General features: G+C 71.8%; 29 protein-coding genes, 1 pseudogene and 1 riboswitch. Of the genes and pseudogenes, 17 read left to right on the top strand and 13 right to left on the bottom strand.

The window, feature by feature from the left end; all coding sequences use genetic code 11:
- The first annotated feature begins 54 nt into the window (after positions 1-54).
- From KBX46_RS19445 to KBX46_RS19420, 6 genes and pseudogenes are all read left to right on the top strand, one after another.
- On the top strand, positions 55-1,113 hold the full coding sequence (locus tag KBX46_RS19445; RefSeq protein WP_088949689.1) for a PhoH family protein: 1,059 nt from the start codon (positions 55-57) through the stop codon (positions 1,111-1,113).
- A gap of 15 nt (positions 1,114-1,128) precedes the next feature.
- Positions 1,129-1,602: an rRNA maturation RNase YbeY gene (gene ybeY / locus KBX46_RS19440; RefSeq protein ID WP_088949688.1), complete on the top strand. Its 474-nt coding sequence runs from the start codon at positions 1,129-1,131 to the stop codon at positions 1,600-1,602.
- Entirely contained in the window at positions 1,578-3,002 is a 1,425-nt protein-coding gene (locus tag KBX46_RS19435; protein ID WP_088951947.1) for a hemolysin family protein, read from the top strand. The genes ybeY and KBX46_RS19435 overlap by 25 nt, the downstream gene beginning before the upstream one ends.
- Positions 2,995-3,381: a cytidine deaminase gene (locus KBX46_RS19430; protein WP_088949687.1), complete on the top strand. Its 387-nt coding sequence runs from the start codon at positions 2,995-2,997 to the stop codon at positions 3,379-3,381. Before KBX46_RS19435 ends, KBX46_RS19430 begins: the two co-directional genes overlap by 8 nt.
- Positions 3,382-3,386: 5 nt before the next feature.
- Positions 3,387-4,283: a GTPase Era gene (era, locus tag KBX46_RS19425; RefSeq protein ID WP_374223709.1), complete on the top strand. Its 897-nt coding sequence runs from the start codon at positions 3,387-3,389 to the stop codon at positions 4,281-4,283.
- Positions 4,284-4,468: 185 nt separating this feature from the next.
- A pseudogene (locus KBX46_RS19420) lies at positions 4,469-5,708 on the top strand (acyltransferase); the annotation flags it as partial.
- On the opposite strand, the gene KBX46_RS19415 reads toward KBX46_RS19420, so the two are convergent.
- On the bottom strand, positions 5,619-6,425 hold the full coding sequence (locus KBX46_RS19415) for a DUF4097 family beta strand repeat-containing protein (RefSeq protein ID WP_210793538.1): 807 nt from the start codon (positions 6,423-6,425) through the stop codon (positions 5,619-5,621). The pseudogene KBX46_RS19420 and the gene KBX46_RS19415 overlap by 90 nt on opposite strands.
- 102 nt (positions 6,426-6,527) lie before the next feature.
- Here KBX46_RS19415 and recO point away from each other — a divergent pair, with 102 nt between their 5' ends.
- From recO to KBX46_RS19390, 5 genes are all read left to right on the top strand, one after another.
- Positions 6,528-7,394, top strand: coding sequence for a DNA repair protein RecO (recO, locus tag KBX46_RS19410; RefSeq protein WP_088949684.1), 867 nt, complete (start codon positions 6,528-6,530; stop codon positions 7,392-7,394).
- A 4-nt stretch (positions 7,395-7,398) separates the two neighbouring features.
- Complete coding sequence (locus KBX46_RS19405; RefSeq protein ID WP_088949683.1) at positions 7,399-8,211, top strand: isoprenyl transferase; 813 nt, start codon at positions 7,399-7,401, stop codon at positions 8,209-8,211.
- Positions 8,212-8,280: 69 nt separating this feature from the next.
- Positions 8,281-8,466, top strand: coding sequence for a hypothetical protein (locus tag KBX46_RS19400; RefSeq protein WP_088949682.1), 186 nt, complete (start codon positions 8,281-8,283; stop codon positions 8,464-8,466).
- Between the two features lie 288 nt (positions 8,467-8,754).
- Positions 8,755-8,955, top strand: a complete 201-nt coding sequence (locus KBX46_RS19395; protein WP_231927123.1) for a thioredoxin reductase — start codon at positions 8,755-8,757, stop codon at positions 8,953-8,955.
- Positions 8,952-9,713 (top strand): pirin-like bicupin family protein, encoded by a 762-nt coding sequence (locus KBX46_RS19390; RefSeq protein ID WP_210793537.1) that lies wholly within the window; start codon positions 8,952-8,954, stop codon positions 9,711-9,713. Before KBX46_RS19395 ends, KBX46_RS19390 begins: the two co-directional genes overlap by 4 nt.
- 35 nt (positions 9,714-9,748) lie before the next feature.
- Here the strand turns inward: KBX46_RS19390 and gndA are convergent, their stop codons facing one another.
- Positions 9,749-11,191, bottom strand: a complete 1,443-nt coding sequence (gndA, locus tag KBX46_RS19385; RefSeq protein WP_088949680.1) for an NADP-dependent phosphogluconate dehydrogenase — start codon at positions 11,189-11,191, stop codon at positions 9,749-9,751.
- 104 nt (positions 11,192-11,295) lie between these two features.
- Positions 11,296-11,592 carry an MTH1187 family thiamine-binding protein gene (locus KBX46_RS19380; RefSeq protein WP_088949679.1) on the bottom strand — a complete coding sequence of 99 codons (297 nt, stop codon included), beginning with the start codon at positions 11,590-11,592 and terminating at the stop codon, positions 11,296-11,298.
- Positions 11,593-11,886: 294 nt separating this feature from the next.
- Here KBX46_RS19380 and KBX46_RS19375 point away from each other — a divergent pair, with 294 nt between their 5' ends.
- Positions 11,887-12,336 (top strand): hypothetical protein, encoded by a 450-nt coding sequence (locus KBX46_RS19375; RefSeq protein WP_210793536.1) that lies wholly within the window; start codon positions 11,887-11,889, stop codon positions 12,334-12,336.
- Between the two features lie 186 nt (positions 12,337-12,522).
- Here KBX46_RS19375 and KBX46_RS19370 read toward each other — a convergent pair whose 3' ends face one another.
- The 3 genes from KBX46_RS19370 to KBX46_RS19360 all read right to left on the bottom strand — a co-directional run bounded on the left by KBX46_RS19370 (position 12,523) and on the right by KBX46_RS19360 (position 15,462).
- Positions 12,523-13,323, bottom strand: coding sequence for an energy-coupling factor transporter transmembrane protein EcfT (locus KBX46_RS19370; RefSeq protein WP_210793535.1), 801 nt, complete (start codon positions 13,321-13,323; stop codon positions 12,523-12,525).
- On the bottom strand, positions 13,320-14,756 hold the full coding sequence (locus KBX46_RS19365; protein ID WP_210793534.1) for an ABC transporter ATP-binding protein: 1,437 nt from the start codon (positions 14,754-14,756) through the stop codon (positions 13,320-13,322). The genes KBX46_RS19370 and KBX46_RS19365 overlap by 4 nt, the downstream gene beginning before the upstream one ends.
- A 112-nt stretch (positions 14,757-14,868) precedes the next feature.
- The gene (locus KBX46_RS19360; protein ID WP_088951943.1) at positions 14,869-15,462 is read right to left on the bottom strand and encodes an ECF transporter S component; all 594 of its coding nucleotides are present in this window, start codon (positions 15,460-15,462) and stop codon (positions 14,869-14,871) included.
- A gap of 74 nt (positions 15,463-15,536) precedes the next feature.
- A riboswitch (TPP riboswitch) is annotated at positions 15,537-15,641 on the bottom strand.
- 108 nt (positions 15,642-15,749) lie between these two features.
- Here KBX46_RS19360 and KBX46_RS19355 point away from each other — a divergent pair.
- The 5 genes from KBX46_RS19355 to KBX46_RS19335 all read left to right on the top strand — a co-directional run bounded on the left by KBX46_RS19355 (position 15,750) and on the right by KBX46_RS19335 (position 20,965).
- The gene (locus KBX46_RS19355) at positions 15,750-16,580 is read left to right on the top strand and encodes an alpha/beta fold hydrolase (protein ID WP_210793533.1); all 831 of its coding nucleotides are present in this window, start codon (positions 15,750-15,752) and stop codon (positions 16,578-16,580) included.
- A 29-nt stretch (positions 16,581-16,609) separates the two neighbouring features.
- Positions 16,610-17,416, top strand: coding sequence for an aminoglycoside N(3)-acetyltransferase (locus KBX46_RS19350; RefSeq protein WP_141910759.1), 807 nt, complete (start codon positions 16,610-16,612; stop codon positions 17,414-17,416).
- A complete protein-coding gene (locus tag KBX46_RS19345; RefSeq protein ID WP_210793532.1) occupies positions 17,413-18,162 on the top strand; it encodes a sugar isomerase domain-containing protein in 750 nt (249 codons plus the stop codon). Before KBX46_RS19350 ends, KBX46_RS19345 begins: the two co-directional genes overlap by 4 nt.
- A gap of 180 nt (positions 18,163-18,342) precedes the next feature.
- A complete protein-coding gene (locus tag KBX46_RS19340) occupies positions 18,343-18,846 on the top strand; it encodes a DUF6328 family protein (protein ID WP_088949672.1) in 504 nt (167 codons plus the stop codon).
- Between the two features lie 112 nt (positions 18,847-18,958).
- Positions 18,959-20,965 (top strand): acyl-CoA dehydrogenase family protein, encoded by a 2,007-nt coding sequence (locus KBX46_RS19335; RefSeq protein WP_210793531.1) that lies wholly within the window; start codon positions 18,959-18,961, stop codon positions 20,963-20,965.
- Positions 20,966-21,032: 67 nt separating this feature from the next.
- Here KBX46_RS19335 and KBX46_RS19330 read toward each other — a convergent pair whose 3' ends face one another.
- The 7 genes from KBX46_RS19330 to KBX46_RS19300 form a co-directional block, all read right to left on the bottom strand.
- Positions 21,033-21,200: a hypothetical protein gene (locus KBX46_RS19330; protein ID WP_172862087.1), complete on the bottom strand. Its 168-nt coding sequence runs from the start codon at positions 21,198-21,200 to the stop codon at positions 21,033-21,035.
- Between the two features lie 9 nt (positions 21,201-21,209).
- Complete coding sequence (locus KBX46_RS19325; protein ID WP_099857882.1) at positions 21,210-21,818, bottom strand: hypothetical protein; 609 nt, start codon at positions 21,816-21,818, stop codon at positions 21,210-21,212.
- 177 nt (positions 21,819-21,995) lie between these two features.
- Entirely contained in the window at positions 21,996-22,394 is a 399-nt protein-coding gene (locus KBX46_RS19320) for a Fur family transcriptional regulator (RefSeq protein ID WP_088949670.1), read from the bottom strand.
- Positions 22,391-22,690 (bottom strand): metalloregulator ArsR/SmtB family transcription factor, encoded by a 300-nt coding sequence (locus KBX46_RS19315; RefSeq protein WP_030338189.1) that lies wholly within the window; start codon positions 22,688-22,690, stop codon positions 22,391-22,393. Before KBX46_RS19315 ends, KBX46_RS19320 begins: the two co-directional genes overlap by 4 nt.
- Before the next feature lie 43 nt (positions 22,691-22,733).
- Positions 22,734-23,600 (bottom strand): metal ABC transporter permease, encoded by an 867-nt coding sequence (locus KBX46_RS19310; protein WP_210793530.1) that lies wholly within the window; start codon positions 23,598-23,600, stop codon positions 22,734-22,736.
- Between the two features lie 3 nt (positions 23,601-23,603).
- Positions 23,604-24,365 carry a metal ABC transporter ATP-binding protein gene (locus KBX46_RS19305; RefSeq protein ID WP_141910752.1) on the bottom strand — a complete coding sequence of 254 codons (762 nt, stop codon included), beginning with the start codon at positions 24,363-24,365 and terminating at the stop codon, positions 23,604-23,606.
- On the bottom strand, positions 24,362-25,306 hold the full coding sequence (locus KBX46_RS19300; RefSeq protein ID WP_210793529.1) for a metal ABC transporter substrate-binding protein: 945 nt from the start codon (positions 25,304-25,306) through the stop codon (positions 24,362-24,364). The genes KBX46_RS19305 and KBX46_RS19300 overlap by 4 nt, the downstream gene beginning before the upstream one ends.
- Positions 25,307-25,309: the final 3 nt, after the last annotated feature.

Raw genomic sequence — 25,309 nt, 5'->3', positions numbered from 1 at the left:
CAGGCCGGCGCCGAGATCGAGAGCAGGTGGCGCAGGGCCCTACGGGCCCGACCTATGACCGGCACCCCACCTCCCGGCCCGCCCCGGGTGCAGACCAGGATCACCGTGCCCGACTCGAAGATCATGGTCAACCTGCTCGGCGCAGGCGACGAGATCCTCCGACTCGTCGAACGCTCGGTCGCCAGTGACGTGCACGTTCGCGGCAATGAGATCACCATCACCGGTGAGCCCGCGGACAACGCCCTCGCCGAGCGCGTCTTCAGTGAGCTGCTCGAACTCATCGAGAAAGGCGAGACCCTGACCACTGACGCCGTCCGGCGTACCGTCGGCATGCTCGAGCAGGGCACCGCTGAGCGGCCCGCCGAGGTTCTGACGCTCAACATCCTCTCCCGTCGCGGGCGCACCATCCGCCCCAAGACGCTCGGTCAGAAGCGCTACGTCGACGCGATCGACTCGAACACCATCGTCTTCGGCATCGGCCCGGCCGGCACCGGCAAGACCTACCTGGCGATGGCGAAAGCCGTCCAGGCGTTGCAGGCCAAGCAGGTCAACCGGATCATCCTGACCCGGCCGGCGGTGGAGGCGGGTGAGCGACTGGGCTTCCTGCCCGGCACGCTCAACGAGAAGATCGACCCGTACCTGCGCCCGCTCTACGACGCGCTGCACGAGATGCTCGACCCGGAGACGATCCCCAAGCTGATGGCCGCGGGCACGATCGAGGTCGCGCCTCTGGCATACATGCGGGGCCGGACGCTGAGTGACGCGTTCATCATCCTGGACGAGGCGCAGAACACGACGCCCGAGCAGATGAAGATGTTCCTCACCCGACTCGGCTTCAACTCCAAGATCGTCGTGACCGGTGACGTCACCCAGGTGGACCTTCCCGGCGGGACGAGCAGCGGCCTGCGGGTCGTCCGGGAGATCCTTGGAAACGTCGACGACGTGCACTTCGCCCAGTTGTCCAGCACCGACGTGGTCCGCCACCGTCTGGTCGGGGAGATCGTCGACGCGTACGCCCGCTGGGACGCCGAGCGGGAGAACCAGCAGGCGCAGGGCGTCCACGCCGTGCCCGGGCGACCCGCCCAGGGCGGCCGGGCCGGCCGTCGCCGCTAAAGCAGAGGAAAGCAGTTGTCCATCGAGATCGCCAACGAGTCCGGTGTCGACGTCGACACTGACGCCGTGCTCGCCGTCGCCCGGCACGCCCTCGACGAGATGGGAGTCAACCCCCTCGCCGAGTTGTCCGTGCTGTTGGTCGACATCGACTACATGACCGAGCTGAACCACCGCTGGATGGGTGGCGAAGGCCCGACCGACGTGCTCGCCTTCCCCATGGACGAGGGCAGCGTCGACCACGGCCCGGGTGAGTCCGCGCCAGCCGGCGGCGAGCCCGCCCTGCTCGGCGACATCGTGCTGTGCCCGGAGGTCGCGGCCAAGCAGGCGGCTACCGCCGGGCACGCGCCGGCCGACGAGCTGCACCTGCTCACCGTGCACGGGGTGCTGCACCTGCTCGGCTACGACCACGCCGAGCCGGAGGAGGAGCGGGAGATGTTCGCGCTCCAGGCCCGACTGCTGGCCAGCTGGCGGTCGACCCGCACCCAGTGATGTCCACTCCTCCGTTACTTGCGGCCGGTGCCACCGCCGGCCTTCCTGACCTGCAGCTGATCGTCTTCGCGGCCGGCCTGGTGGTGCTGGCCGGTCTGATCGCGATGACCGAGGCAGCTCTCGCGGCGGTCTCGCCGGCCCGGGCCGCCGAGCTGGCCCGTGACGGTGTGCGCGGCGCCCGCACCCTCCAGGTCGTCGCCGGCGACGTCGTCCGGCACCTCAACCTGCTCCTGCTGTTGCGGCTGCTCGCCGAGCTGACCGCCACCACGCTGGTGGCGCTCGTCGCGGTGGACAGCTTCGGTGCGGGCTGGCGGGCCGCGCTGGTGACCGCCGGCGCGATGACCGTGGTCAGCTTCGTGGTGGTCGGCGTCGCGCCGCGCACCATCGGCCGGCAGCACGCGTACGCCGTGGGTCGTGCGGTGGCGCCGATGGTCCGCTGGCTGGGCCGGGCGCTCAACCCGCTCGCGTCGTTGCTGATCCTGATCGGCAACGCGGTCACCCCGGGGCGCGGCTTCCGTGAGGGGCCGTTCGCCACCCAGGTGGAGTTGCGGGAGCTGGTCGATCTGGCCGAGCAACGCGGCGTGGTCGAGCACGGCGAGCGCCAGATGATCCACTCGGTCTTCGCCCTCGGCGACACCATCGCCCGCGAGGTGATGGTCCCGCGTACGGAGATGGTGTGGATCGAGGAGGGCAAGACGCTCGCGCAGGCGCTGGCGCTCTTCCTGCGTTCCGGTTTCTCCCGCATCCCGGTGATCGGCGAGAGCGTCGACGACGTGCTGGGTGTGCTCTACCTCAAGGACCTGATCCGACGTTCCCGGGGCGGTGACCCGGAGGCCGAGCAGTTGCCGGTGGCCGAGCTGATGCGCCCGGCGACCTTCGTTCCGGAGTCCAAGCCGGTCGACGACCTGCTGTCGGAGATGCAGGCGGCCCGCAACCACCTGGTCATCGTCGTCGACGAGTACGGCGGCACCGGCGGTCTGGTCACCATCGAGGACATCCTGGAGGAGATCGTCGGTGAGATCACCGACGAGTACGATGTGGAACGCCCGCCCGTCGAACGTCTGGCGGACTCCACGGTGCGGGTGACCGCCCGCCTGCCGGTCGAGAACCTGGGCGAGATGTTCGACACCGATCTGCCCACCGACGAGGTGGAGACGGTCGGTGGCCTGCTCGCCCAGTCGCTGGGGCGGGTGCCGATCCCCGGTGCGGAGGCGGAGGTCGCCGGCCTCCGGCTGGTCGCCGAGGGCACCACCGGCCGGCGCAACCGGATCGACACCGTCCTGGTCAGCCGGGTGGAGTCGGGCCACGAACAGGACACCGCGGGGCGTGGCGACCACGCCGGCCCCGGGGACGACACGGACAACTACCGAGATGACGAGAGGCAAGCTGCCGATGCCTGACACACCCGCCGCGCCCGCCGCCCGACCCGCCCCCACCGAGTCGGCGACGCTCAGCGCCGAGGACGGCAAGCTCGTCGTCCTGGCCCGGGGAGCCCGCGGACGGGTCGGCGCCGTGGAGGGCGCCGCGGTCCGGGATCAGGACGGTCGGACGTACGCGGCGGCCAGTGTCGCGCTGCCCTCGTTGACCCTCACCGCGTTGCAGTTGGCGGTCGCGTCCGCCGTGGCTGCCGGGGCGAGCCGGCTGGAGGCCGCGGCGGTGGTGACCGAGGCGTCGACGCTGGACGGCGCCGGTCATGCGGCCGTACGTGACCTCACGGTGGACGCGCCGATTCACGTGGCCGCTCCCGACGGCACGGTCCTCGGCACGGTGACCCAGTGAGCCCCGTGCAGGACCCGGAGGCGCGGCCGTACCGTGCCGGGTTCGGCTGCTTCGTCGGCCGGCCCAATGCGGGCAAGTCGACGCTGACCAACGCCATCGTCGGCACCAAGATCGCGATCACCTCGAACAAGCCGCAGACCACCCGGCACGTCATCCGGGCCGTGCTGCACCGACCGGAGTCGCAGCTGGTCCTGGTCGACACCCCAGGCCTGCACCGCCCCCGTACGCTGCTCGGCGAGCGCCTCAACGACCTGGTCCGGTCCACCTGGACGGAGGTCGACGTCATCGGCCTGTGCATTCCGGCGGACGAGCCGGTGGGGCGCGGTGACCGGTTCATCACCGGTGAGCTGGCCGAGTTGAAGGCGACAGTGCTGGCGGTGGTCACCAAGACCGACCTGGTCGACAAGCGCCGCCTGGCGGAGCAGCTGCTCGCGGTGAGCCAGATGGGGGAGTTCGCCGAGATCGTGCCGGTGAGCGCGGTGTCCGGGCACCAGGTGGACACCCTGGTCGAGGTGATGACCAAATACCTGCCGCCGTCGCCGCAGCTCTACCCGGACGACATGCTGACCGACGATCCCGAGCAGGTTCTCGTCGCGGAGCTGATCCGGGAGGCAGCCCTGGAGGGCGTCCGTGACGAGCTGCCGCACTCCATCGCCGTGGTGGTGGAGGAGATGATCCCCGAGGGTCAGGTCATGAAGATCTACGCCGACCTTTACGTGGAGCGGCCCAGCCAGAAGGCCATCGTTCTCGGTCACAAGGCGAGCCGGCTCAAGGAGGTCGGCACGAACGCCCGCCGGCAGATCGAGGAGCTGCTCGGCAGTCGGGTCTATCTCGACCTGCACGTCCGCGTCGCGAAGGACTGGCAGCGCGACCCCAAGCAGCTGCGCAAGCTGGGTTTCTGATCCACCACACCGGCCGGCTGAGGGCTGGTCCGGTCGGCGCAGCCGGAGCTGCCGCCGTACTCCATGATCGTCTTCGGTCAGGTGGGTGGAAAGGCTCACGTTTGGTCGGGGTGGTGACCGTTTCGCGCGGGCACCGCGCAGGGTAGGGGAGTTACGCCCCGCGTCCCCGACCCAGATGCAGGCTGATGCGCAACCGGTATCTCGATCTACTCCGTTTCCTGGCCATCGTTCGAGTTGTCGTCTACCACGTCACGGGATGGGCGACCCTCACCCTCGTCTTCCCCGCCATGTCGGTGATGTTCGCGCTGGCCGGTTCGCTGATGGCCGCTTCGTTGACCCGTTCCGGGCCGGCGGCGGTCGGGCGGCGGCTGCGGCGGCTGCTGCCGTCGTTGTGGGTGCTCGCGGTGGTCTTCGTGCCGGCCATGCTGCTCAGCGGGATGCCGATGAGCCCTCGGGTGCTGCTGTGGCTGTTTCCGATCGCCGACCCGCCGGCCAACAACTGGGGCGCCCTGGCGCTGAGCATCATCTGGTACCTGCGCGACTACCTGTGGTTCGTGCTCGCCTCACCGGTCGCGTTCTGGCTGTTCCGGCGTGCCCCGCTGCTGACCCTGCTCGCCCCGTACCTCCTGCTGGTGGCGATCGAGGTGGGGATCTACCCGGCGCCTCCGGTGCTGCGCGAGTTCGGGCTCTACTTCGGAGCGTGGATGCTCGGCTTCGCCCATCACGCCGGGATGCTGCGCCGGCTCGCCGGTCGGGTGCTGTACCCGGTGGCGCTCGCGCTCGCGGTGACCGGCGGCGCCTGGATCGTCGGGCATCCCGGCCCGCGCGGGTACGACCTCAACGACAACCACCTCGGCAACGCGCTCTGGTCGGCCGCGTTCATCCTGATCGTGCTGGGCCGAGCCCCCGCCAAGGTGGCCTGGCTGGGCCGAAGCCGGCTGGCTGACCGGGCGGTGACCGTGGTCAACCGGCGGGCGCTCACCATCTATCTCTGGCACATGCCGTTCGTGGTGGCGCTCACTCCGCTGGTCGACGTGGTGGGTTGGTCCCATCAGGACCCGGTGGGTCTGGCCATCCGGGTGGTGCTGGTCTTCGCGCTGGTCGGGGTGGTCACCCTGGCCTTCGGGTGGGTCGAGGACGTCGCCGCCCGTCGCCGCCCGGAGCTGATCCCCGGCGGCCCGGTCCAGGCAACCGAGATGGCCGACCAGCCCGACACCGAGGGCCGCGAACAGCCCGACACCGAGCGCCGCGGCCGTCCCGACGAGCAGCCGGCCGGGGCCACCCTCGGGCGGGCGGTGGTGCCACCGCAGCGGGTTGCGGCGGCACGGAGCGATGTCAGCGCTGGGTGATCGTGACGTTGCCGCTGCCGGCCGAGCCGTCGAGCACGTCGGTCGCGGCCGGGTCGTGCGTGACGGTGATCCGCGCGTCGCCGGAACCGGTGCTGGAGCGCACCTGGTAGCTGCCCGCCGGCACCAGCATCGTGACGTCACCGCTGGAGGCGTGCGCCCGGGCCGAGGCGGGCTTGTCCAGCTCGACTGTGACATTGCCGGAGCCGGCCTCGGCGTCCGCTGCGCCACCGAGGCGGCGCGCCGTGATGTCCCCCGAGCCGGCGCGGAGGCGGATCGTCCCACTGGCCTCGCTCACGTCGATGTTCCCGGACCCGGTCTCCACCCCGACCGTGCCGGAGGCGCCGTTGACCCGGACGTTACCGGAGCCCAGGCGCAGGTCCACCGCGCCGACCCGGCTCAGCTCGACATCGCCGGAGCCGGACTCGCCCTGAAGGGCGACGCCCTCCGGCACGGCCACCTCGTAGGAGACGCTGCACCGGTCGCCGCAGTCGGTGTCCAGCACCAGCTCGCTGCCCTTGATCTCGTACCGGGCCTTGGGCTCGCCGCCCTGGTAGCGCACCACCCGCTTGATCCGCGCCTCCGCGGCGGTGGCGGTGCCCCGGACGATCACGTCGCCGGCACCCGGCAGCACCCGGATGGTGGTGATCTTCACGGCCTCGGTGTCGTCGTAGTCGAGCCGGCGCATGGCCAGGTTGTCGCACCCTGCGAGCACGATGAGGGCGGTTGCCAGCCCCAGGGCGATGGGGGTGGCTGCGCGACGACGGCGGGCGTCGGTGGTGGATTGCATTGCCATGGCCAGCACGCTACGGCCGGTGCGGAGCCACGCGCATCGGGGTTCATCCGCGCATCCACCCCGAACCGACCCTGATTTCACACCCCGAGGGAGAATGGCCCGATGGCCGGGTATCGCCGACAGCTCTACCGCGACGACGCGGTGGTGCTGCGTGTGCAGAAACTCGGCGAGTCCGACCGGATCATCACCCTGCTGACCCGTCGACATGGCCGGCTGCGCGCGGTGGCCCGGGGGATCCGCCGCACCACCAGCAAGTTCGGCGCCCGGCTGGAACCGTTCGGCCACGTCGACCTCCAGCTCGCCGGCGACCCGAAGGGCAACCACGGCAGCTCACTGCACAGCGTCAGCCAGGTCGAGGGCATCGACCTGTACGGCAAGCGGTTCCTGGGGGATTATCCGCGCTACACGGCGGCGAGCGCGATCGCCGAGACCGCCGAGCGACTGACCCCGGTGGAGCGGGAGCCGTCGCTGCGGCTGTTCCAGCTCACCGTGGGCGCGTTGAAGGCGCTGTCCCGGGGTGAGCACGCCACCACCCTGGTGCTCGACGCGTACCTGCTGCGGGGGATGGCCCTCGCGGGCTGGGCGCCGGCGCTGATCGCCTGCGCCGTCTGCGGCACCCCCGGCCGGCACCGGGCGTTCTCCGTGCCCGCCGGCGGCACGGTCTGTCCCGATTGTCGGCCACCCGGCGCGGCCCACCCCGCGCCGGCCACCGTCGACCTGATGTCCGCGCTGACCACCGGTGACTGGGTGCTCGCCGACGCCACCGAAGCCGGCGTACGCCGGGAGTGCAGTGGGCTGGTCGCGGCTCACCTCCAGTGGCACCTGGAGCGCGCGCTACGCTCGCTGCCGCTGGTCGACCGGGGTCCCTCGGCGACCAGCACGGCCTCGCCGCCGGATGGCACCGGGGCCGTGGTGCTCCGGCCACGTGGCGACGTCGAGGCCGGGGCGGACGGCGCGAACAGGGAGTGACCGAGTGATCCGATCGAAGAAGGCCGGCCGGCGCGAGCCGACGCCGCCGACACCACACCCGTCCGGCGCCCGGCCGCCGGCGCTGCCCGGCGACGCGGTGCCGAAGCACGTGGCGGTGGTGATGGACGGCAACGGCCGCTGGGCCAAGGACCGCGGGCTGCCCCGTACGAAGGGGCACGAGGCGGGGGAGCACAGCCTCTTCGACACCATCGAGGGTGCGATCGAGATGGGCATCCCGTACCTGTCGGTGTACGCGTTCTCCACCGAGAACTGGCGGCGCTCGCCCGACGAGGTCCGGTTCCTGATGGGGTTCAACCGGGACGTGATCCGTCGCCGCCGCGACGAGTTGGTCGACCTAGGCGTCCGGGTGGTCTGGTCGGGCCGGGCCGGGCGGTTGTGGAAGAGCGTCATCTCCGAGTTGCAGACCGCCGAGGAGATGTCCCGCGACAACTCGACGCTGACCCTGCAGTTCTGCGTCAACTACGGCGGGCAGGCCGAGATCGGCGACGCCGCAGCCGCGATCGCACGGGACGTGGCGGCCGGCCGGCTGGATCCGGCGAAGGTCAGCGAGAAGACCGTCGCGAAGTACCTCTACCACCCGGAGGTCCCGGAGGTCGACCTGTTCCTGCGCCCCTCAGGCGAGGAGCGGATCTCCAACTTCCTGCTCTGGCAGGCCGCGTACGCCGAGCTCGTCTTCCTGGACACGCTCTGGCCCGACTTCGATCGCCGCCATCTCTGGTACGCGTGCGAGCTGTACGCGCAGCGGGACCGGCGCTTCGGCGGGGCGCTGCCCAACCCGGTCGCCCCGGTTCTCTGAACCGACGCTTATCCGCACGTCACTCTGGGTATCAGAGACGTCAGAAGCCACTGACGGAGGTGAACCCACATGATCCAGAAGCGCATTGCCCAGTGGGCGGTGATGGCGGTCGCGGTGCCACTGGCGGCTGCCGGTGCTCGCCGGCTCAGCCACACCCTGGAGGCCCGGCGTGGTCCCTCCGGGGCTACCCGGTTGCTGACCAGGGGCGCTGACCTGATGCGCCCGCAGAAGGCCAAGCGCCGCCGCTTCTTCTAACCCCAGACCCACCGGCGCCGCCCACACCCCGTGTGGGCGGCGCCTCCCTGTGCCCCAAACCCGCCCCCAACCCGGGCGATCATGGAGTTGTGGTGGGCGGTTCCACCGCTTTCGCCACTTCTGTGCGGCACCACAACTGCATGATCGACGCGGCCGGGGCGGAGGGGTTCCGGCTGGGGGACTGAGCTGTCGTTTCGGGGTCTCGCGAAAGGGCGGCGGGTAGGGTCCGGACGTGGCGGGACTACTGCGGTTGGGGTGGGTGTGCGGGATCTTCGGTTCAAGATGATCATGGCGTTGAACGCGGCCGATCTGGGTGACCCGATCTGCGAACAGGTGGCCGACATCTGCGCCGAGATCGCCGAGCAGCACTGCGCCGAGTTTGGCCACACCCCGCAGCTGCGCACCGGTGAGATCGCCGAGCTGGCCACCGGCGAACCGGCCCTGACGTGGGCGCCGTCGACCTCCGACACCGGGCAGCGTGCCTGGTGACCGCGCCCGCGCCCGCCGTCGACATCCGTCGTGGCGAGGACCGCTTCTCCACCCGGATCTCCTGGCTCGACTCCCACCACTCGTTCTCGTTCTCCCGGCACTACGACCCGGCCAACACCCACCACGGTCTGCTGCTGGTCAACAACGACGACGTGGTGCGACCGGGTGCCGGCTTCGAGACCCACCCGCACCAGGACATGGAGATCGTCACCTGGGTGCTGCGTGGCTCCCTGGTGCACCAGGACTCCACCGGGCACTCCGGGGTGATCTACCCGGGGCTGGCGCAGCGGATGAGCGCCGGCACCGGCATCCTGCACTCGGAGAAGAACGACGCCTGGCGACTCAACAACCAGGAGCCGCACAGCGACCCGGTCCACTTCGTGCAGATGTGGGTGCTCCCCGACGAGGAGGGCGGCGACCCCGGCTACGAGCAGTTGGAGATCGAGGACGAGCTGCTCCGCGGCGGCCTGGTGCCGATCGCCTCCGGGATGGAACGCTACGACGGGGCGTCCGCCATCCGGATCCGCAACCGGTACGCGACCCTGCACGCCGCCCGACTCGCCCCCGGCGACGAGGTCACCATCCCCGACGCGCCATTCGTGCACCTGTACGTGCCCAACGGCACGGTGACCCTGGAGGGCAGCGGCCCACTCGGCACCGGCGACGCGGCCCGGCTCACCATGACCGGCGGCCGGCGGGTCACCGCCGACGAACCAGCCGAGATCCTCGTCTGGGAGATGCACGCCACGGTCACCTGACCCACGTGGGCGGGGCCAGGTGACCGTCGCTCAGGTCAGGCGGGGGACTCGGCGCGGTCGCCGGCCCAGGTGGTGTGGAACGAGCCGTCCCGGTCCACCCGCTGGTAGGTGTGCGCCCCGAAGTTGTCCCGCAGACCCTGGATCAGCGCGGCGGGCAGCCGCTCGGCGCGCAGCGCGTCGAAGTACGCCAGCGACGACGAGAACGCGGGCGTCGGCACACCGGCCCGGGTCGCGTCACCCACCACCCGGCGCCAGCTCGGCACACCGGCGGCGACCGCCTCGGCGAAGTACGGTGCCACCAGCAGCGTCGACAGGTCGGGCTGCTGGTCGTACGCCTCGCGGATCCGGTTGAGGAAGCGGGCCCGGATGATGCAGCCGCCCCGCCAGATCGTCGCGGTGCCGCCGAGGTCGATGTCCCAGTTGTATTCCTGGCTGCCGGCCCGGATGTGGTCGAAGCCCTGCGCGTACGCAACGATCTTGGAAGCGAGCAGCGCCCGGCGGACGTCCTCGATGAACGCGTCCCGGTCGGCGACCTGCCACTTCTCACCAGCGTCCGGGAACGCCCGACGGGCCGCCTCCCGCTGGTCGACGTGCCCGGAGAGCGACCGTGCGAAGGTCGCCTCGGCGATCCCGGTGATCGGGATGCCCAGGTCCAGGGCGCTCTGCACCGTCCACCGGCCGGTGCCCTTCTGCTCGGCACGGTCCTGCACGATGTCCACGAACGCCCGGCCGGTCGCCGCATCGGTGTGCGCGAGCACATCGGCGGTGATCTCGATGAGGAACGACTCCAGCTCGCCGTTGTTCCAGTCGCGGAAGATCTCCGCGATCTCCGCCGGCTCCGCGCCCAGACCGGCCCGCAGCAGGTCGTACGCCTCGGCGATGAGCTGCATGTCGGCGTACTCGATGCCGTTGTGCACCATCTTGACGAAGTGCCCGGCGCCGTCCGGCCCGACGTGCATGCAGCACGGCACACCGTCCACCTGCGCGGCGATCTTCTCGAACATCGGCCCGAGCTTGGCGTACGACTCGGCGGAACCGCCCGGCATGATGCTCGGCCCTCGGAGCGCGCCCTCCTCGCCACCGGAGACGCCGGTGCCGCTGAAGTGCAGGCCCTGCGCGCGCAGCGCCTCCTCCCGACGGCGGGTGTCGGCGAAGTGGGCGTTGCCGCAGTCGACGATGATGTCGCCCTCTTCCAGCAGCGGCACCAACTCGTCGATCACCGCGTCGGTGGGCGCGCCAGCCTTGACCATGACGATGACCGCGCGGGGGCGCTCCAACGACGCCACGAAATCTGCCATCGACTCGCCGGGCACGAACGTGCCCTCGTCACCGTGCTCGGCAACCAGGCTGCGGGTGCGTTCCGGCGACCGGTTGTGCACTGCCACCGTGAAGCCGTTGCGGGCCAGGTTGCGGGCCACATTCCGACCCATCACCGCCAGCCCGGTCACACCAATCTGCGCCCTCGCCTGCTCAACCATCCGTGCCGCCACCTCTCGCCGTCGTGTCAATGTGTTGCGACGGTATCGCGACGCAGGGGCCATGGGGGAGCGCTGCCCAACAGCCGGTCACCGACCGATGGCGCTCAGCCCTGGGCCAGCCGGTTCTCCACGTGCGCCACCTTCGCGGTGAGCGCGTCGGTCACCCCCGGCCGGATGTCGGCCTTGAGCACCACGCTCACCCGGGGTGCCTGCGCGGCCACCACGTCGACCGCCTGTTTGACGACCGCCATCACCTCGTCCCACTCACCCTCGACGGTGGTGAACATGGCGTCGGTGCGGTTGGGAAGGCCCGAGTCGCGGACCACCCGTACCGCCTCGGCGACCAGGTCACCAACGGACTCACCGACACCGAGCGGGGTTATCGAGAACGCGATCAGCATGCCGCCGATGGTGCCAGGAAAATCGGCTGCACCGCCCCACCTGGTGCCGATAGAGTGCGGGCATGCGCAACTGACGCCCCACTTCCGAGCCGGCCCGCCGCCCCGCGTCGCGGTCCGTGCGCTCCCGGGCGTCCCGCATCTCCCACCCGCCGTTCGGCGGCGCTGGCTGTGCCCCGACCCCCGGTGAGCAGTCCCTTCCCCGTTGGACCGTCACACGACGACGGTCGTCAGCCGATCCGACCGACCGCCGGCGCGCGGGACCGGCCGTGCCGGTCGGCTTTGAAGGAGGCCCGGATGCCTGCCAGGCGCAACCGGAAGAAATCCCGTTCAACCGCACCCACGTCCGGCACAGACACGGCGGCCGGCCATGACGCGCTCCTACCGACCCGCCCCGACTTCGATCTCGCGGTCCAACCGGCTCTCCTGGTCGATCCCGCGCTTCCGGCGGGGTTGGGTGAGCCGGCAGTGCTGGTCGAGCCGGCGCTGCCGGCGGTGCTGAGTCAGCCGGCTCCGCCGGCGGTGTTGAGTCAGCCGGCTCCGCCGGCGGTGTTGCCGGGTGAGCTGGTGCCGCCGTTCGACGTGCCGGCAGCAGTCGACGCGCCGGTGGTGGCAGACCTGCCGAAGGTCGCCGGGCGACCGAAGGCACCGACCGCCGGACCGCCGCAGGGTGGCGGACCACGCTCGGCCGGCGGGCGTGGTCAACAAGCCGGCCAGAGCCGCCGCTACGCCTTCCGCCGCAGCTGACCGACCCCGCACCCACCCGGCGCGCTGTCCCGACCCCGCGGGCGGTGAGGCAGACAGCAACTTCAGGGATGGTGCTGCCTCACCGCCCAACGAAGCAGCACCATCCCTGATGTTGTGCGGATCATGCGGGCGCGGCGACGCGAACGGACGCCGGGCGGCGCCCCTGCGTGGGCAGAAGGGGTCAGGTCAGCCGATCAGGGGGCGGAAGCTGCCGAGGAGGATGCTCGTGGTCAGTGCGCCGGCGGCCAGGGTGGCTGCCCCGGCGACGAGCAGCCCGTCGGCCCGGGTGAAGCGCTGCCGGCGGGCCACGGTCCGGGGCGTGCCGGCGTCGAAGCCACGCGCGTCCATCGCCACGGCCAGCCGGGTGCCCCGGCGGATCGCCCCGACCAGCAGCGCGAACGCGGTGGAGGCGAACAGTCTCAGCTTCGCCACCGGGTTGCGTCCCGCGTCGACGCCCCGCGCCCGCCGGGCCATGCTGATCATCTGCCACTCCTGACCGAGCAGCGGCACCAGCCGGAACGCGGCGAGCGCCCCGATGGCGAACCGGGCCGGCGCCTTCGCGTTCTGGATCAGCGCGTCGGCCAGGTCGGTGGGGTCGGTGGTCGCGAAGACGATTACGCCCGGCAGTGCCACCGCGAAGACCCGCAGCACCAGGCCGAGCGCGGTGAGCAGCACGCCGGTGCTCACGAACACCGGCCCGGCGTCCAGCAGGACCCGACCGGACCTGTCGGCGGCGAAGAGCACCAGGGTGACCAGGATGCCGGCGGCGCTGAGGAGCAGCGGCCAGGCCCGCCGGGCCAGCACCCGGTAGCGGATGCCGAACAGCGGGAGTACGGCGAGTTCGAGCGCGATGGCGATCGCCGGGGCCACCGGGTCCAGGGTGGCCAGCAGGGTGAACGAGAAGACCAGCGCCGCGGCGACCTTCGCCACCGGGTTGCGGCGGGCCAACGGCGCACCGGGCGCGGCGACCGGTTCGATGCTGATCATCGGGCACCGTCGCCGGTCACGGGACGGTGCAGGGTGACGGTGCGGTCGGCGAGAGCGGCGACGAAGTCCGCGTCGTGGGTGACCGCGACCACGCCGTGCCCGGCGTCGCGCAGCTCGGCGAAGAGGTCGACCAGCTCCCGCCAGGTCCGCCGGTCCTGGCCGAAGGTCGGTTCGTCGCAGATCAACAGACGGGGCGCGGTGGCCAGGGCCGTCGCCACGCTCAGCCGCCGCGCCTCGCCCCCGGAGAGGGTGTACGGGTTGGCGGCGGCGAGCCGATCCAGTCGTAGTCGCTCCAGCAGCCCGGCTACGGTCTCCCGCACGGCTGCCTCGGGTTGACCGGTGCGGCGCGGGCCGAGCGCCAGCTCGTCGAAGACGGTGCTCGTGACGAACTGGTGCTCCGGGTCCTGGAAGACCGACCCGATCCGCCGGGTCAGCGCGGGTGCCCGCCAGCGGTGCGGGGGAGTGCGATGGTCCGCGCCGGCCAACTCGGCTGACGCGTTGACCCGGCCGGTGCCTGGCCGGAGCAGCCCGCCGAGCAGCAACGCCAGGGTGGACTTGCCGGCGCCGTTGGGTCCGCGTACGGCGAGTGCCTCTCCGGCGCGTACCGCCAGATCGGTGGAGGCCAGCCGGGGTGGCAGGCCGAGCCGGTCGGCGGTGAGCAACAGCTCGCCCGGAGCGGCGGTGGCCCGCCGGGGCGCGATGGGGTGACCCGGCACCCAGACTCCCTCGGCGGCCAGGGCGGCGCCGTGGGCGGCGAAGACCGCCTCGGGCGTGCCGTCCGCACGGACCCCGCCGCCCGGGTCCAGGACGACCACCCGGTCGACCAGTGGCAGCGCCTCGGCGACCCGGTGCTCGACCAGGATCAGCGTGGTGTCGGCGTCCAGCGCCCCGGCAACCGCCTGCCGGATCAGCTCGGCCCCGGCCGGGTCGAGGTTGGCGGTCGGCTCGTCGAGCAGCAGCAGGCCGGGGCGCAGGGCCAGCGCGCCGGCCAGGGCCAGGCGTTGCTGCTCGCCGCCGGACAGTGCGGCCGTGTTGCGGTCCCGGGAGTACGGGAAGCCGACCCGGTGCAGCGCCTCGTCCACCCGGGGCCAGATCTCGTCGGCGGGCACTCCCCGGTTCTCCAGCCCGAACGCGACGTCGTCGCCGCAGCGGGCCATCACCAGCTGGGTTTCCGGGTCCTGGAAGACGATGCCGACCCGTTCCCGGCCCTTGCGGGGGTCGAGCCCGTCGATCTCGACGGTGCCCTCCTGCTCGCCGGAGTCCTCGGGTAGCAGCCCGGCGAGGGCGCTGAGCAGGGTGCTCTTGCCGGCCCCCGAGGGCCCGAGCAGCAGCACCCGCTCCCCGACCTCAACCCGCAGGTCGACCCCGCGCAGAGCCCACGCGCGCCGCCCGGCGTGCCGCCAACCGAACCCCCGCAGCAGTACCCCGCCCACCAAACACCCCCTCCCAAGCCCCGGCTCCACCCTGCACGGTCGATCATGAGGTTGACGGTGGTTCTGAAGATCCATCCGCCCGTCAACCTCATGATCGACGCGAGTGGTGGGGTCAGATCAGGGCGCGGTCCCGGCCTACCGGGAAACGGTCCAGGACACCGGTGTTGGCCAGGGCCTTGGTCAGCAGCCAGCCGCCCGCTCCGGCGATCACCGTGGCGCTGACGATGGTGATCAGCGCGTACGGGATGCGGTAGTCGGCCAGTGCGTAGTCGACGTTCCAGATGAAGAAGTCGAACAGCGCGGCGCTGAGACCGGTCAGCGCGCCGGCCACCACTGCGGTGGGCAGCCGGAACGACCGGTACCGGAAGGCGGCGAACGCCAGCTCCGCGCCGATGCCCTGCACGATGCCCTGCGGGATCACCGTGCCGGCCCACTGGCTGCCCAGCAGCGCGGAGAGGACCGCGGCCACCGTCTCGCAGTAGAGCGCAGCACCGGGCTTGCGGATGACCAGACCGCCGATCACGGCCGGCATCAGCCAGACGCCGTACAGCAGCGCCTGCGCCGGCGGGAAGAAGGCGAACGCACCCTCGGTGGCGCTCCAGACCAGTCCCCAGGCCCAGAAGATGACGCCGAAGGCGACCGCGATCACCGAGGCGACCACGATGTCGATGGTCCGCCAACGGTGTGTGTCGGTGGTGGATTTCATGTGTTGCTCCCAGTTCGTGAGTGCGAACCAGGAGAAGACGCACGCCGCGTCCGGTGGCACCGGACTGCGGCGCGGCTGGAGGTCGACCGAACTCCCTGCGCTGGCATTACCCAGATCAGGTTCGAGGGTCTGCGGGCATGCCCGCACTCTCAGCGCTGTGCGCTCCCCTGTCGGATGTGAAGTTGTCTCGCTGACGCTAACACCGACGTGGGCCGCTGGCCCAGGAGGGCATCCGCCTGACCTGCGGCGGGCAACTGCCCCGTCGTCGGCTGGGTACGCTTCCGATCATGCGGGTTGACGCGCGAGGCTTCACGTTCGAGGTAACCGCCGGTGGTCCGCCGGAGGGCGTACCCGTCCTGCTGTTGCACGGGTTCCCACAGCACAGCGGCGAGTGGGACGACGTCGTGCCGGCGCTGCACGCGGCCGGGCTGCGCACGTACGCGCTGGACCAGCGCGGTTACTCGCCGGGTGCCCGGCCCACGGCGGTGGCGGACTACCGGATCCCCGAGCTGGTCGCCGATGTGGTGGCGGTGCTCGACGCCCTCGGGTTGGACGCCGTCCACCTGGTCGGCCACGACTGGGGCGCGATCGTGGCCTGGGCGGTCGCCGCCGGGCACCCCGAGCGGGTCCGCACACTGACGGCGGTGTCCGTGCCACATCCGGCGGCCATGGCGCACGCCCTGGCCAACGACAGCCAGCAGAAGGCCCGCTCGTCGTACATTGCGCTGTTCCGTAAGCCGGACAAGGCGGAGAAGGTGCTGCTGGCGTGGCACGCCACCGCGCTGCGCAAACTGCTCGGCGGGGTGGGCGACGGGCCCCGGGTGGACCGCTACGCCGACCCGATGCGCGAGCCGGGAGCCCTCACCGCCGCCCTGAACTGGTACCGGGCGATGTCCCGCTCCGACCTGGCAGCGGTCGGCCCGGTCGCGGTGCCCACCACGTACGTCTGGAGTGACCGGGACGTCGCCATCGGCCGGACCGCCGCCGAGGCGTGTGCGGCGAACGTCACCGGGGACTACCGCTTTGTGCAACTGGCCGGTGTGAGCCACTGGATCCCGGACGCGGCCCCGGGCCCGCTCGCCGAGGCGGTCCTGGCCCGAGTCAGCGCAACGGCCTGAGTCGTGCGGGTCAGCGGGGGAGGGCCATCATGACGACGGACGGCAGCGGGCCGGGCAGCCGCCGCTCGATCGCCGCGCAACTACGCCTGCTGGGCGTACGCCCCGGCGCGACGCTGCTGGTGCACGCCGGCCTCCGTCCGCTGGGATTCATCAGCGGTGGTCCGCACGCGGTGGTGCTGGCCCTGCGCGACGCGCTCGGTCCGGACGGCACGATCGTCGTGCCCACCCACACACCGGAGAACAGCGATCCCGCCCAGTGGCGCAACCCGCCGGTGCCGGCGGACTGGTGGCCGCTGATCCGCTCGGAGATGCCCGGCTTCGACCCGGCGATCACCCCGAGCCGGTTCATGGGGGCGCTCGCCGAGACGGTCCGCGGCTGGCCCGGCGCTCTGCGCAGCTCGCATCCCCAGGTGTCGTTCGCCGCGCTCGGGCCGGCCGCCGAGCAGGTGGTGACCGGGCACGCCCTGGCCGACATGCTCGGCGAGCAGTCCCCGCTGGGCCGGCTCTACGACCTGGACGCCGACGTGTTGCTGCTCGGTGTCGGCCACTCCGCGAGCACCTCGCTGCACCTGGCCGAATACCGCAGCCCCGGCTCGCCCCGGGAGCGGGTCGGCGCTGCGGTGCGCACCGCCGACGGCGGCCGGGAATGGGTGTGGTGGCAGGACGTACGGCTCGACGCGGGTGACTTCGACGCGTTGGGCGCGGCCCTGGAGGCCACCGGAGAGGTTCGCACCGGCCCGGTGGGTGCCGGGACCGGCAGGTTGATGCGCCAGCGGGCGGCGGTCGACTTCGCGGTGCACTGGTTGGCCCGCAATCGGACGACGGAGGACGCATGACGGTGAGTGCCGAGGACTACCTGGCCGTGGTGACCGAGACGATCGGCCGGGTGGCCGAAAGCCAGCGGGAGGCGGTGGGGCGGGCCGCGGATCTGATCGCCGACGCCGTACGCGCCGACGGCGTGGTGCACGCGTTCGGCACCGGGCACTCGGAGGCCCTCGCCATGGAGATCGCCGGCCGGGCGGGCGGTCTGGTGCCGACCAACCGGATCGCCCTCCGCGACCTGGTGCTGCTCGGCGGCGAACCGGCCGATCGGCTGGGCCCGATGCTGGAACGGGACCCGTCGGTCGCGCACCGCCTCTACGAGCTGGCGCCGGTGCGGCCCACCGACGTCTTCGTGCTTGCCTCGAACTCCGGGGTCAACGGCGCGATGGTGGAGTTCGCCACGCTGGTCAAGGAACGTGGCCACGGGCTGGTCGCGATCACCTCGGCGCAGCACTCCGGTCGGATGACCTCCCGGCACCCGTCCGGGCGCAAGCTGGGCGACATCGCCGACGTGGTGCTCGACAACGGCGCCCCGTACGGCGACGCGACGCTGCCGCTTCCCGGTGGCGGTGCGGTCGGCGCGGTCTCCTCGATCACCGCTGCGCTGCTCGCCCAGCAGATCACCGTGGAGGTGGTGGCGCGGTTGCTGGCAGCGGGGGAGCGGCCACCGGTCTACCTGTCGGCGAACATCCCGGACGGCGACGCGCACAACACGGCGTTGGAGGCCCGGTACGCGGGCCGCATCCGTCGCGGGTCCTGACGCCGCCCCGCGGTGCTTCCGGTCGCCAGGCATCGGCGCTGGCTGATGCTGGTGACCGACCTGCGTCCCCGAGGTGAACGGAAGATGTCGTGAACCTGTTTCGCGCTCGGGCGGGTGGGGCATTGGCGTTGCTGCCGGCGGCCGGGACCGCCGGCAGTAGCGTCTCACCGGAGGTAGCGCGTGTCCAAGGAGACCGACAAGCAGCGTTGGCAGCGCAATTTCGCCGACCTGCTCCAGGAGTTGCGGGTCGCACAGACCGGCGTGCAGATCCTCTTCGCCTTCCTGCTCACCCTGCCGTTCAGCAACGGGTTCACCGAGACCACGGAGTTCCAGCGGGACGTCTACATCGTGGCGTTGCTCGCGGCGGCCGCCGCCACCGCGCTGATCATCTCGCCGGTGGCGTTCCACCGGGCGCTGTTCCGGCAGGGACGCAAGCCGGAGCTGGTGCGCTTCGCGCACCGGATGGCCACCGGTGGTCTCGCCTTCATGCTGATCGCGATGGTCAGCGCGGTGCTGCTGATCACCGACTTCGTGCTGGACCGGCCGATCGCCTTCCTGCTCAGCGCCCTGACCGGAATCTGGTTCCTCGCGTTCTGGGTGATCCTGCCGTTCGCGCGGCGCAACTGGGGTGAGGACGACATCGACGACGATGACGACGACCCGGACACGATCGCCGGTCGCTGATCGCTGATCGCGCAGATCTTCACGCAGCGCTACCCCTGGGTAACAACCGGGGGTAGCGTGGCGGGTAGTCGCGCACGTCGACGCAGCCGCACCGAGCTTCGAGGGGGCAGCCGTGACCACGACGCAGGACGGCCGACCGGCACCGGACGGCCCCGACTCCGAAGCCGCGCCCAGCACCGCCGGTGCCGCGGCCCCGTTGCCCAGGGAGGCCGGGCAGGTCTCCGAGAAGGAGGCCCGGCAGGTCGCCGAGGCCGCCCGTGAGTCCACCTGGGACCGACCCAGCTTCGGCAAGGAGTTGTTCCTCGGTCGGTTCCGGCTGGACCTGATCGACCCGTGGCCCCGGTCCGACCCGGACGACGTGGCGCGCGCCGAGGAGTTCCTCGGTCGGTTGCGAGCCTTCCTGACGACCGAGGTCGATGGCGCCGCCATCGAACGCGACGCGTCCATTCCGGACTCGGTGTTCCACGGTCTGGCCGACCTCGGCGCGTTCGGCATGAAGATCGACCGGAAGTACGGCGGGCTCGGGCTGAGCAACCTGCACTACTGCCGGGCGCTGATGCTGGCCGGGTCCGTCAGCCCGGCCATCGGCGCGCTGCTCTCGGCGCACCAGTCGATCGGGGTGCCACAGCCGCTCAAGATGTTCGGCACCGCCGAGCAGAAGCAGCTCTTCCTGCCCCGCCTCGCCGCGGGTGAGGTGTCCGCGTTCCTGCTCACCGAGCCCGATGTCGGCTCCGACCCCGCCCGCCTGGGCACCATCGCCGAGCCGACCGAGGACGGCACCGGCTATCGGCTCAACGGGGTGAAGCTCTGGGCCACCAACGGCATCGTGGCCACCCTGCTGGTGGTGATGGCCCGGGTGCCCGCCACCGAGGGGCGTCGGGGCGGGATCACCGCGTTCGTGGTGGAGGGCGACAGCGAGGGCATCACCGTCGAGCGGCGCAACGAGTTCATCGGATTGCGCGGCCTGGAAAACAGCCTCACCCGGTTCCACGACGTGTTCGTACCCGCCGAGAACGTCATCGGCGGCGAGGGCAAGGGTCTGAAGATCGCCCTGACCACGCTGAACACCGGCCGGCTCTCGCTGCCGGCGATGTGCGTGGGTGCCGGCAAGTGGGCACTGAACGTGGCCCGGGGCTGGGCGGCCGACCGGGTCCAGTGGGGCCGGCCGGTGGGCGAGCACGAGGCGGTCGCGCAGAAGTTGTCCTTCATCGCCGCCACCACGTACGGCATGGAGACCATGCTCGACCTCTGCTGCCTGCTCGCCGACGACGACCGCAACGACATCCGGATCGAGGCGGCACTGGTCAAGCTGTACGCCAGCGAGATGGCCTGGAAGATCGCCGACGAGCTGATCCAGATCCGGGGCGGGCGCGGCTACGAAACGGCCGACTCGCTGGCCGCCCGTGGCGAACGCCCGGCCGCCGTCGAACAGATGCTGCGCGACCTGCGGATCAACCGGATCTTCGAGGGCTCCACCGAGATCATGCATCTGCTGATCGCCCGGGAGGCGGTCGACGCCCACCTGTCGGTGGCCGGCGACATCATCGACCCGGACGCTGGGCTGGGCCGCAAGGCACGGGCCGGCGCCCGAGCCGGTGCCTTCTACGCGAAGTGGCTGCCCACCCTCGCCGTGGGTCGAGGGCAGAGGCCCTCGGCGTACGCCGAGTTCGGGCCGCTCGCCGCGCACCTGCGCCAGGTCGAGCGCTCGTCGCGCAAGCTGGCCCGCTCGACGTTCTACGCGATGTCCCGCTGGCAGGGAAAGATGGAGCGTAAGCAGGCGTTCCTGGGCCGTGTGGTGGACATCGGCGCCGAGTTGTTCGCGATGTCCGCGGTCTGTGTCCGGGCCGTCGCCGAACGGGACAGCCGACCGGAAAACGTGGAGCTGGCCGACCTGTTCTGTCGGCAGGCGCGGGTGCGGGTGGACGCCCTGTTCGCCGCACTGTGGGACAACACCGACTCGGTCGACACCGCGGCGGCGAAGCGGATCCTCGCCGGCCGCTACGCGGGTCTGGAGGAGGGTGTGCTCACCCCGTCCGACGAGCTGCCGTGGGTGGCCGCCTGGTCACCCGGCCCGTCCACCGCCGAGGACGTCCGCCGCCGCATCCCACCGAAGCCGTAAGCCGGGCTGGTCGGTGGTCACGCTGGTCGGCGGCCGGGCTGGTCGGCGGCCGCGTCGATGGCGCCGGTCAGCGGGCGACCGCCCAGGCCAGCACCCCGGCCAGGATCAGGCCGTTGAGCCCGGCCAGCGCCAGGTACGCCGCGGGTGGGATCTTCTTGCCCCGTCGCACGAAGGAGACCAGGACGGCGGCGTAGCCGAGCAGCAGGACGGCGATGACGAGGAGGAAGTAGAACACCCGAAGACCTTAGCGGCTCCTGCCGCGTAGGCCGAGTTGGCGCAGCTCCAACGCGGCCAAGGCGTCGACGGTCGCGTCGTCGCCACGTCGCCACGCCTCGGCGACGTCCGGCGCGATCCGGGTCAGCTTGCCCAGCGGCTGGGTGGCCAGTGCGCGCAGGGCGAGCAGGTCCCGGCCGGCCGGTCCGACGGCCAGCTTCGCCGCTGACCCGGCCCGGCGCATCCAGCGCACCCGCAGCGGCAGCCAGCCGAGCAGCACGATGCCGAGCGGGAAGATCAGGACCGCGATGGCGAGGGCGAGGGCGAGCTGGTCGACCAGGTGCTGCTGGTCGCGGCCGGCGTCGGCGAGCCCCCGGGCCGCGTCGGCGGCCCGTTGGAAGGGTGCGGTCAGCTCGTCGCCAACCAGCGGGACCCGGCGGACCTTGCCGCCCGCGTCGGCGAGGTTGTCGGCGAGGCCGCTGCCCGCGCCCTCCAGCTTCTGCCCCGGTACGGCGAGCTTCTGCACCAGGTCGTGCAGCCACAGCGCGCCGCGGATCGCCACGTACACCCAGGCGACGACGAGCAGGTCGGTGAGCAACTGACGGGCGGCGGTCGGAAACCGATCGGCATAGATTTTCACGCCGGACAGCGTGTCACGAACGGCCCGGCGCGGCACCCGTCAGATCAGCCGGCGGGACGGCCCGGGCGGCCAGGGCAGGCAGCAACATCGGCGATATTGCTGCCTCGCTGTCGAATGAGGCAGCAACATCGGGGATATTGCTGCCTCAAGACGCGGCGACCAGTCCGCGGTGTTGAGTCAGCGGACGCAGGTCGGGCAGGTGCCGAAGATTTCCAGGGTGTGGCTGACATCGGCGTAACCGTGCTGGGCGGCGACCCGGTCGGCCCAGCTCTCCACCGCCGGGCCGGCCACCTCGACGGTGCGCCCGCAGGCCCGGCAGACCAGGTGGTGGTGGTGCCCCTCGCTGCACCGGCGGTAGAGGTGCTCGCCGCCGGGTGGGCGCATCACGTCGATCTCGCCGGCGTCGGCGAGCCCCTGCAGGGTGCGGTAGACGGTGGTGAGGCCGACCCGCTCGCCGCGCTGCCGCAGCATGGCGTGCAGGTCCTGGGCGCTGTGGAAGCCCTCCATCTCGCCCAGCAGCGCGCTCACCGCCGAGCGCTGCCGGGTGTTGCGCACCGCGGCGGTGCTCTCGCTCATGATCCCTCCCCGGCGTGGCTGACCGCGTCTGCCACGATGTGCGCGACGTGCTCGTCGACCAGGCTGTAGGCGATCTCCCGACCGCGGCGGGAGCCTCGCACCACTCCCGCGCCGCGCAGCACCCGCAGGTGCTGGGAGACCAACGGTTGTGCGGCACCGAGCTTCTCCACCAGCTCGTGCACGCACCGTTCGCCGCCGGCCAGCTCGCTGACGATGGCCAGCCGGATCGGCGCGGACAGAGCGCGGAGCAACTCGCTGGCCCCGTCGAACCCGTCGTAGCCCGTCGCGCTGGTCATTCCGCAACGGTACCCATTACCACCGACGCTTCGCTGATCAGGATCAGCTCAGCACGACCTCGTGCGGCTCCGGCGTCGGAGCGTCGGTCGGTGTCGCCCGGCGGCGCAACGTCCGCCAGACGCCGCCGGCCACGGCCACGACCAGGAACGAGGCGATCGCCACCAGCACCACCGAGGCGCCCGGCGCGGTGTCCGCCGTAGCAGCCACCCAGACACCGGAACCGGCGGCGAAGAACCCGAGCGCCATCGCGGCGACCATCGTGCTGCGGAAGCCCCGGGTCACCTGCTGGGCGGTGGCGACCGGCACCACCATCAGCGCGCTGATCAGGAGCACCCCGACAGCCCGCATCGCGATGGTCACGGTGACCGCGGTGGCGACCGCGATCAGCAGGTTCAGCGTGCGCACCGGGAGACCGGAGACCCGGGCGTACTCCTCGTCGTGGCTGACCGCGAAGAGCGCCGGCCGCAACGCGATCATCGTGACCAGGATCGCCGCGCCGAGCACCACGACGGTGATCACGTCGGCGAGGGAGGTGGTGAGTAGCGACCCGAACAGGTACTCGTTGAGGTTGGCGCTCGTAGCGTCGGAGAGGCCGACAAGCAGCACGCCACCGGCGATGCCGCCGTAGAAGAGCAGGGCCAGGGCCAGGTCACCTGAGGTACGCCCGCGGGCGCGGACCACCTCGATGGCGATCGCGCCGATGGTGGCGGCGATCACCGCGACCAGCACCGGTGAGCGGTTGAGCAGCAGCCCCGCCCCGACGCCGGTCAGCGCCACATGCCCAATGCCGTCGCCGATCAACGTCAGCCGGCGCTGCACCAGGTAGATGCCGAGCGCCGGCGCGGCCAGGCCGATCACCAGCGCGGCGATCAGGGCGCGCTGCATGTAGGGGTACTGGAAGAGTTCCATGCGTCAGTTGCTCCACAGCCCGGCGGGCTCGTCGTAACAGTGCGGGTGCACGTGGTCGTGGTCGGGCTCCGCGTGATGGCCCGCCGGGTCCGGCACCGCGCCGTCGTGGACGATGCCACCCTCGTGGACGACCACCGCCCGGCTGATCACCGGTCGCAGCGGGCCCAGCTCGTGGGCGACCAGCAGCACCGTCCCACCGTTGCCGACGAAGTCGCGCAGCGCGCCGGCGAACGCCTCCTGGCTGGCCGCGTCCACCCCGGCGGTGGGCTCGTCGAGGACCAGCAGCTCCGGTTCACCGGCCAGGGCACGGGCGATCAGGGTGCGCTGCTGCTGGCCGCCGGAGAGCGTGGACACCGGGTCGCCCGCCCGGTCGGCGAGCCCGACCGCGAGCAGCGCGGCGTCCACGGCGACCCGGTCGGCTCGACCCGGCGGGCGGAGCACCCCCCGGCGGGCCAGCCGGCCGGAGGCCACCACCTCGCGGACGGTGGCTGGAACGCCACCACCGGCGCCCAGGCGCTGCGGGACGTACCCGATGCGCGCCCACTGCCGGAACCGGCGCAACGGCCGGTCGAAGAGGGCGACCGAGCCGGCGCTGAGTGGCACCAGCCCGAGCACGGCGCGGATCAAGGTGGACTTGCCGGAGCCGTTCGCGCCGAGCACCGCGACCACCTCTCCGGCGGTCACGGTGAGCGAGATGTTCCGGAGCACCGGGCGGCCGTCGTATCCGACGACCCCGTGCTCGACGGTGATGACAGGTGAGGTCACGAGCAGCTCAAGGCCGTCTGCAGGGTCTGCAGGTTGGTACGCATCACCGAAAGGTAGTCCCCGTTGCTGCCGGCGGCGAGCCCTTCGATCGGGTCCAGCACCGCGGTCTTCGCGCCGACCTGACCGGCGATTGTCTCGGCGACCTTCGGGCTGACCAGCGTCTCGAAGAAGATCGTGGTGGCCTGGTGCTCCTTCGCCTCCTCGATCACGTGCGCGAGCCGCTGCGGGGAGGGCTCGACGTCCGGGCTCAGCCCGGTGATGCCGACCTGGTCGAGCTGGTAGCGGTCGGCGAGGTAGCCGAACGCGGCGTGGCTGGTGACGATCTCGCGCCGCTGGCAGGTCGCCAGGCCCTGCTTGAACTCCCCGTCCAGGGTCGTCAGGTCGGCGCGCAGCGCCGCGGCGCGGGCGGTGTAGTCGGCGGCGTGGGCCGCGTCGGCCTTGCCGAGCCGCTGGGCGAGCTGGTCGCCGATGCCGGCCAGCCGGGTCGGGTCGAGCCAGACGTGCGGGTCCTTGCCGCCACTCTCCTCGGTGTGCCCCTCCTCGCCCTCGTGGTCGTGCCCGCCGGCGGACGCGTCCAGCAGCGGCTGCACGCTGGTCACGTCGAACGCCCGGTCGCCACCGTTCTGCGCGACGGCGTCGTCCACCGCCGGCTGGAAACCCTTGAGGTAGACGATCAGCTCCGCGTCGCTGACCTGGCCGACCTGGCTCGGGTTGAGCTCCAGGTCGTGTGGCTCGGCACCCGGCTTGGCCAGGTTGGTCACCCGGACCGCGTCGCCGCCGATCCGCTCGGCAAGGAACTGGAGGGGGTAGAACGCGGCCACCACGTCGACCCGTTGGGGATCGGCGCCGGCGGCGTCGCCGCTGGAGCAGCCGGCCCCGGCACCCAGGGCAAGGAGGGCGGTCGCGGCGGCCAGGACACGGTACGTGGTGCGGTTGGTCATGTC

The organism is Micromonospora sp. C81, from assembly GCF_018070425.1.
Taxonomy (GTDB): domain Bacteria; phylum Actinomycetota; class Actinomycetes; order Mycobacteriales; family Micromonosporaceae; genus Micromonospora; species Micromonospora zamorensis.
Note: the sequence above shows the minus strand (reverse complement) of the source record. Positions and strands in the feature narration are given on the sequence as shown.

What these genes read in the sequence shown, in the direction of transcription:
- KBX46_RS19445 (WP_088949689.1), top strand. Translation starts at nt 55, where the DNA reads ATGACCGGCACCCCACCTCCCGGCCCGCCCCGGGTGCAGACCAGGATC.
- KBX46_RS19430 (WP_088949687.1), top strand. Translation starts at nt 2,995, where the DNA reads ATGCCTGACACACCCGCCGCGCCCGCCGCCCGACCCGCCCCCACCGAG.
- KBX46_RS19415 (WP_210793538.1), bottom strand. Translation starts at nt 6,425, where the DNA reads ATGGCAATGCAATCCACCACCGACGCCCGCCGTCGTCGCGCAGCCACC.
- recO (WP_088949684.1), top strand. Translation starts at nt 6,528, where the DNA reads ATGGCCGGGTATCGCCGACAGCTCTACCGCGACGACGCGGTGGTGCTG.
- KBX46_RS19400 (WP_088949682.1), top strand. Translation starts at nt 8,281, where the DNA reads ATGATCCAGAAGCGCATTGCCCAGTGGGCGGTGATGGCGGTCGCGGTG.
- KBX46_RS19395 (WP_231927123.1), top strand. Translation starts at nt 8,755, where the DNA reads ATGGCGTTGAACGCGGCCGATCTGGGTGACCCGATCTGCGAACAGGTG.
- gndA (WP_088949680.1), bottom strand. Translation starts at nt 11,191, where the DNA reads ATGGTTGAGCAGGCGAGGGCGCAGATTGGTGTGACCGGGCTGGCGGTG.
- KBX46_RS19380 (WP_088949679.1), bottom strand. Translation starts at nt 11,592, where the DNA reads ATGCTGATCGCGTTCTCGATAACCCCGCTCGGTGTCGGTGAGTCCGTT.
- KBX46_RS19375 (WP_210793536.1), top strand. Translation starts at nt 11,887, where the DNA reads ATGCCTGCCAGGCGCAACCGGAAGAAATCCCGTTCAACCGCACCCACG.
- KBX46_RS19370 (WP_210793535.1), bottom strand. Translation starts at nt 13,323, where the DNA reads ATGATCAGCATCGAACCGGTCGCCGCGCCCGGTGCGCCGTTGGCCCGC.
- KBX46_RS19360 (WP_088951943.1), bottom strand. Translation starts at nt 15,462, where the DNA reads ATGAAATCCACCACCGACACACACCGTTGGCGGACCATCGACATCGTG.
- KBX46_RS19355 (WP_210793533.1), top strand. Translation starts at nt 15,750, where the DNA reads ATGCGGGTTGACGCGCGAGGCTTCACGTTCGAGGTAACCGCCGGTGGT.
- KBX46_RS19350 (WP_141910759.1), top strand. Translation starts at nt 16,610, where the DNA reads ATGACGACGGACGGCAGCGGGCCGGGCAGCCGCCGCTCGATCGCCGCG.
- KBX46_RS19345 (WP_210793532.1), top strand. Translation starts at nt 17,413, where the DNA reads ATGACGGTGAGTGCCGAGGACTACCTGGCCGTGGTGACCGAGACGATC.
- KBX46_RS19320 (WP_088949670.1), bottom strand. Translation starts at nt 22,394, where the DNA reads ATGAGCGAGAGCACCGCCGCGGTGCGCAACACCCGGCAGCGCTCGGCG.
- KBX46_RS19315 (WP_030338189.1), bottom strand. Translation starts at nt 22,690, where the DNA reads ATGACCAGCGCGACGGGCTACGACGGGTTCGACGGGGCCAGCGAGTTG.
- KBX46_RS19310 (WP_210793530.1), bottom strand. Translation starts at nt 23,600, where the DNA reads ATGGAACTCTTCCAGTACCCCTACATGCAGCGCGCCCTGATCGCCGCG.
- KBX46_RS19300 (WP_210793529.1), bottom strand. Translation starts at nt 25,306, where the DNA reads ATGACCAACCGCACCACGTACCGTGTCCTGGCCGCCGCGACCGCCCTC.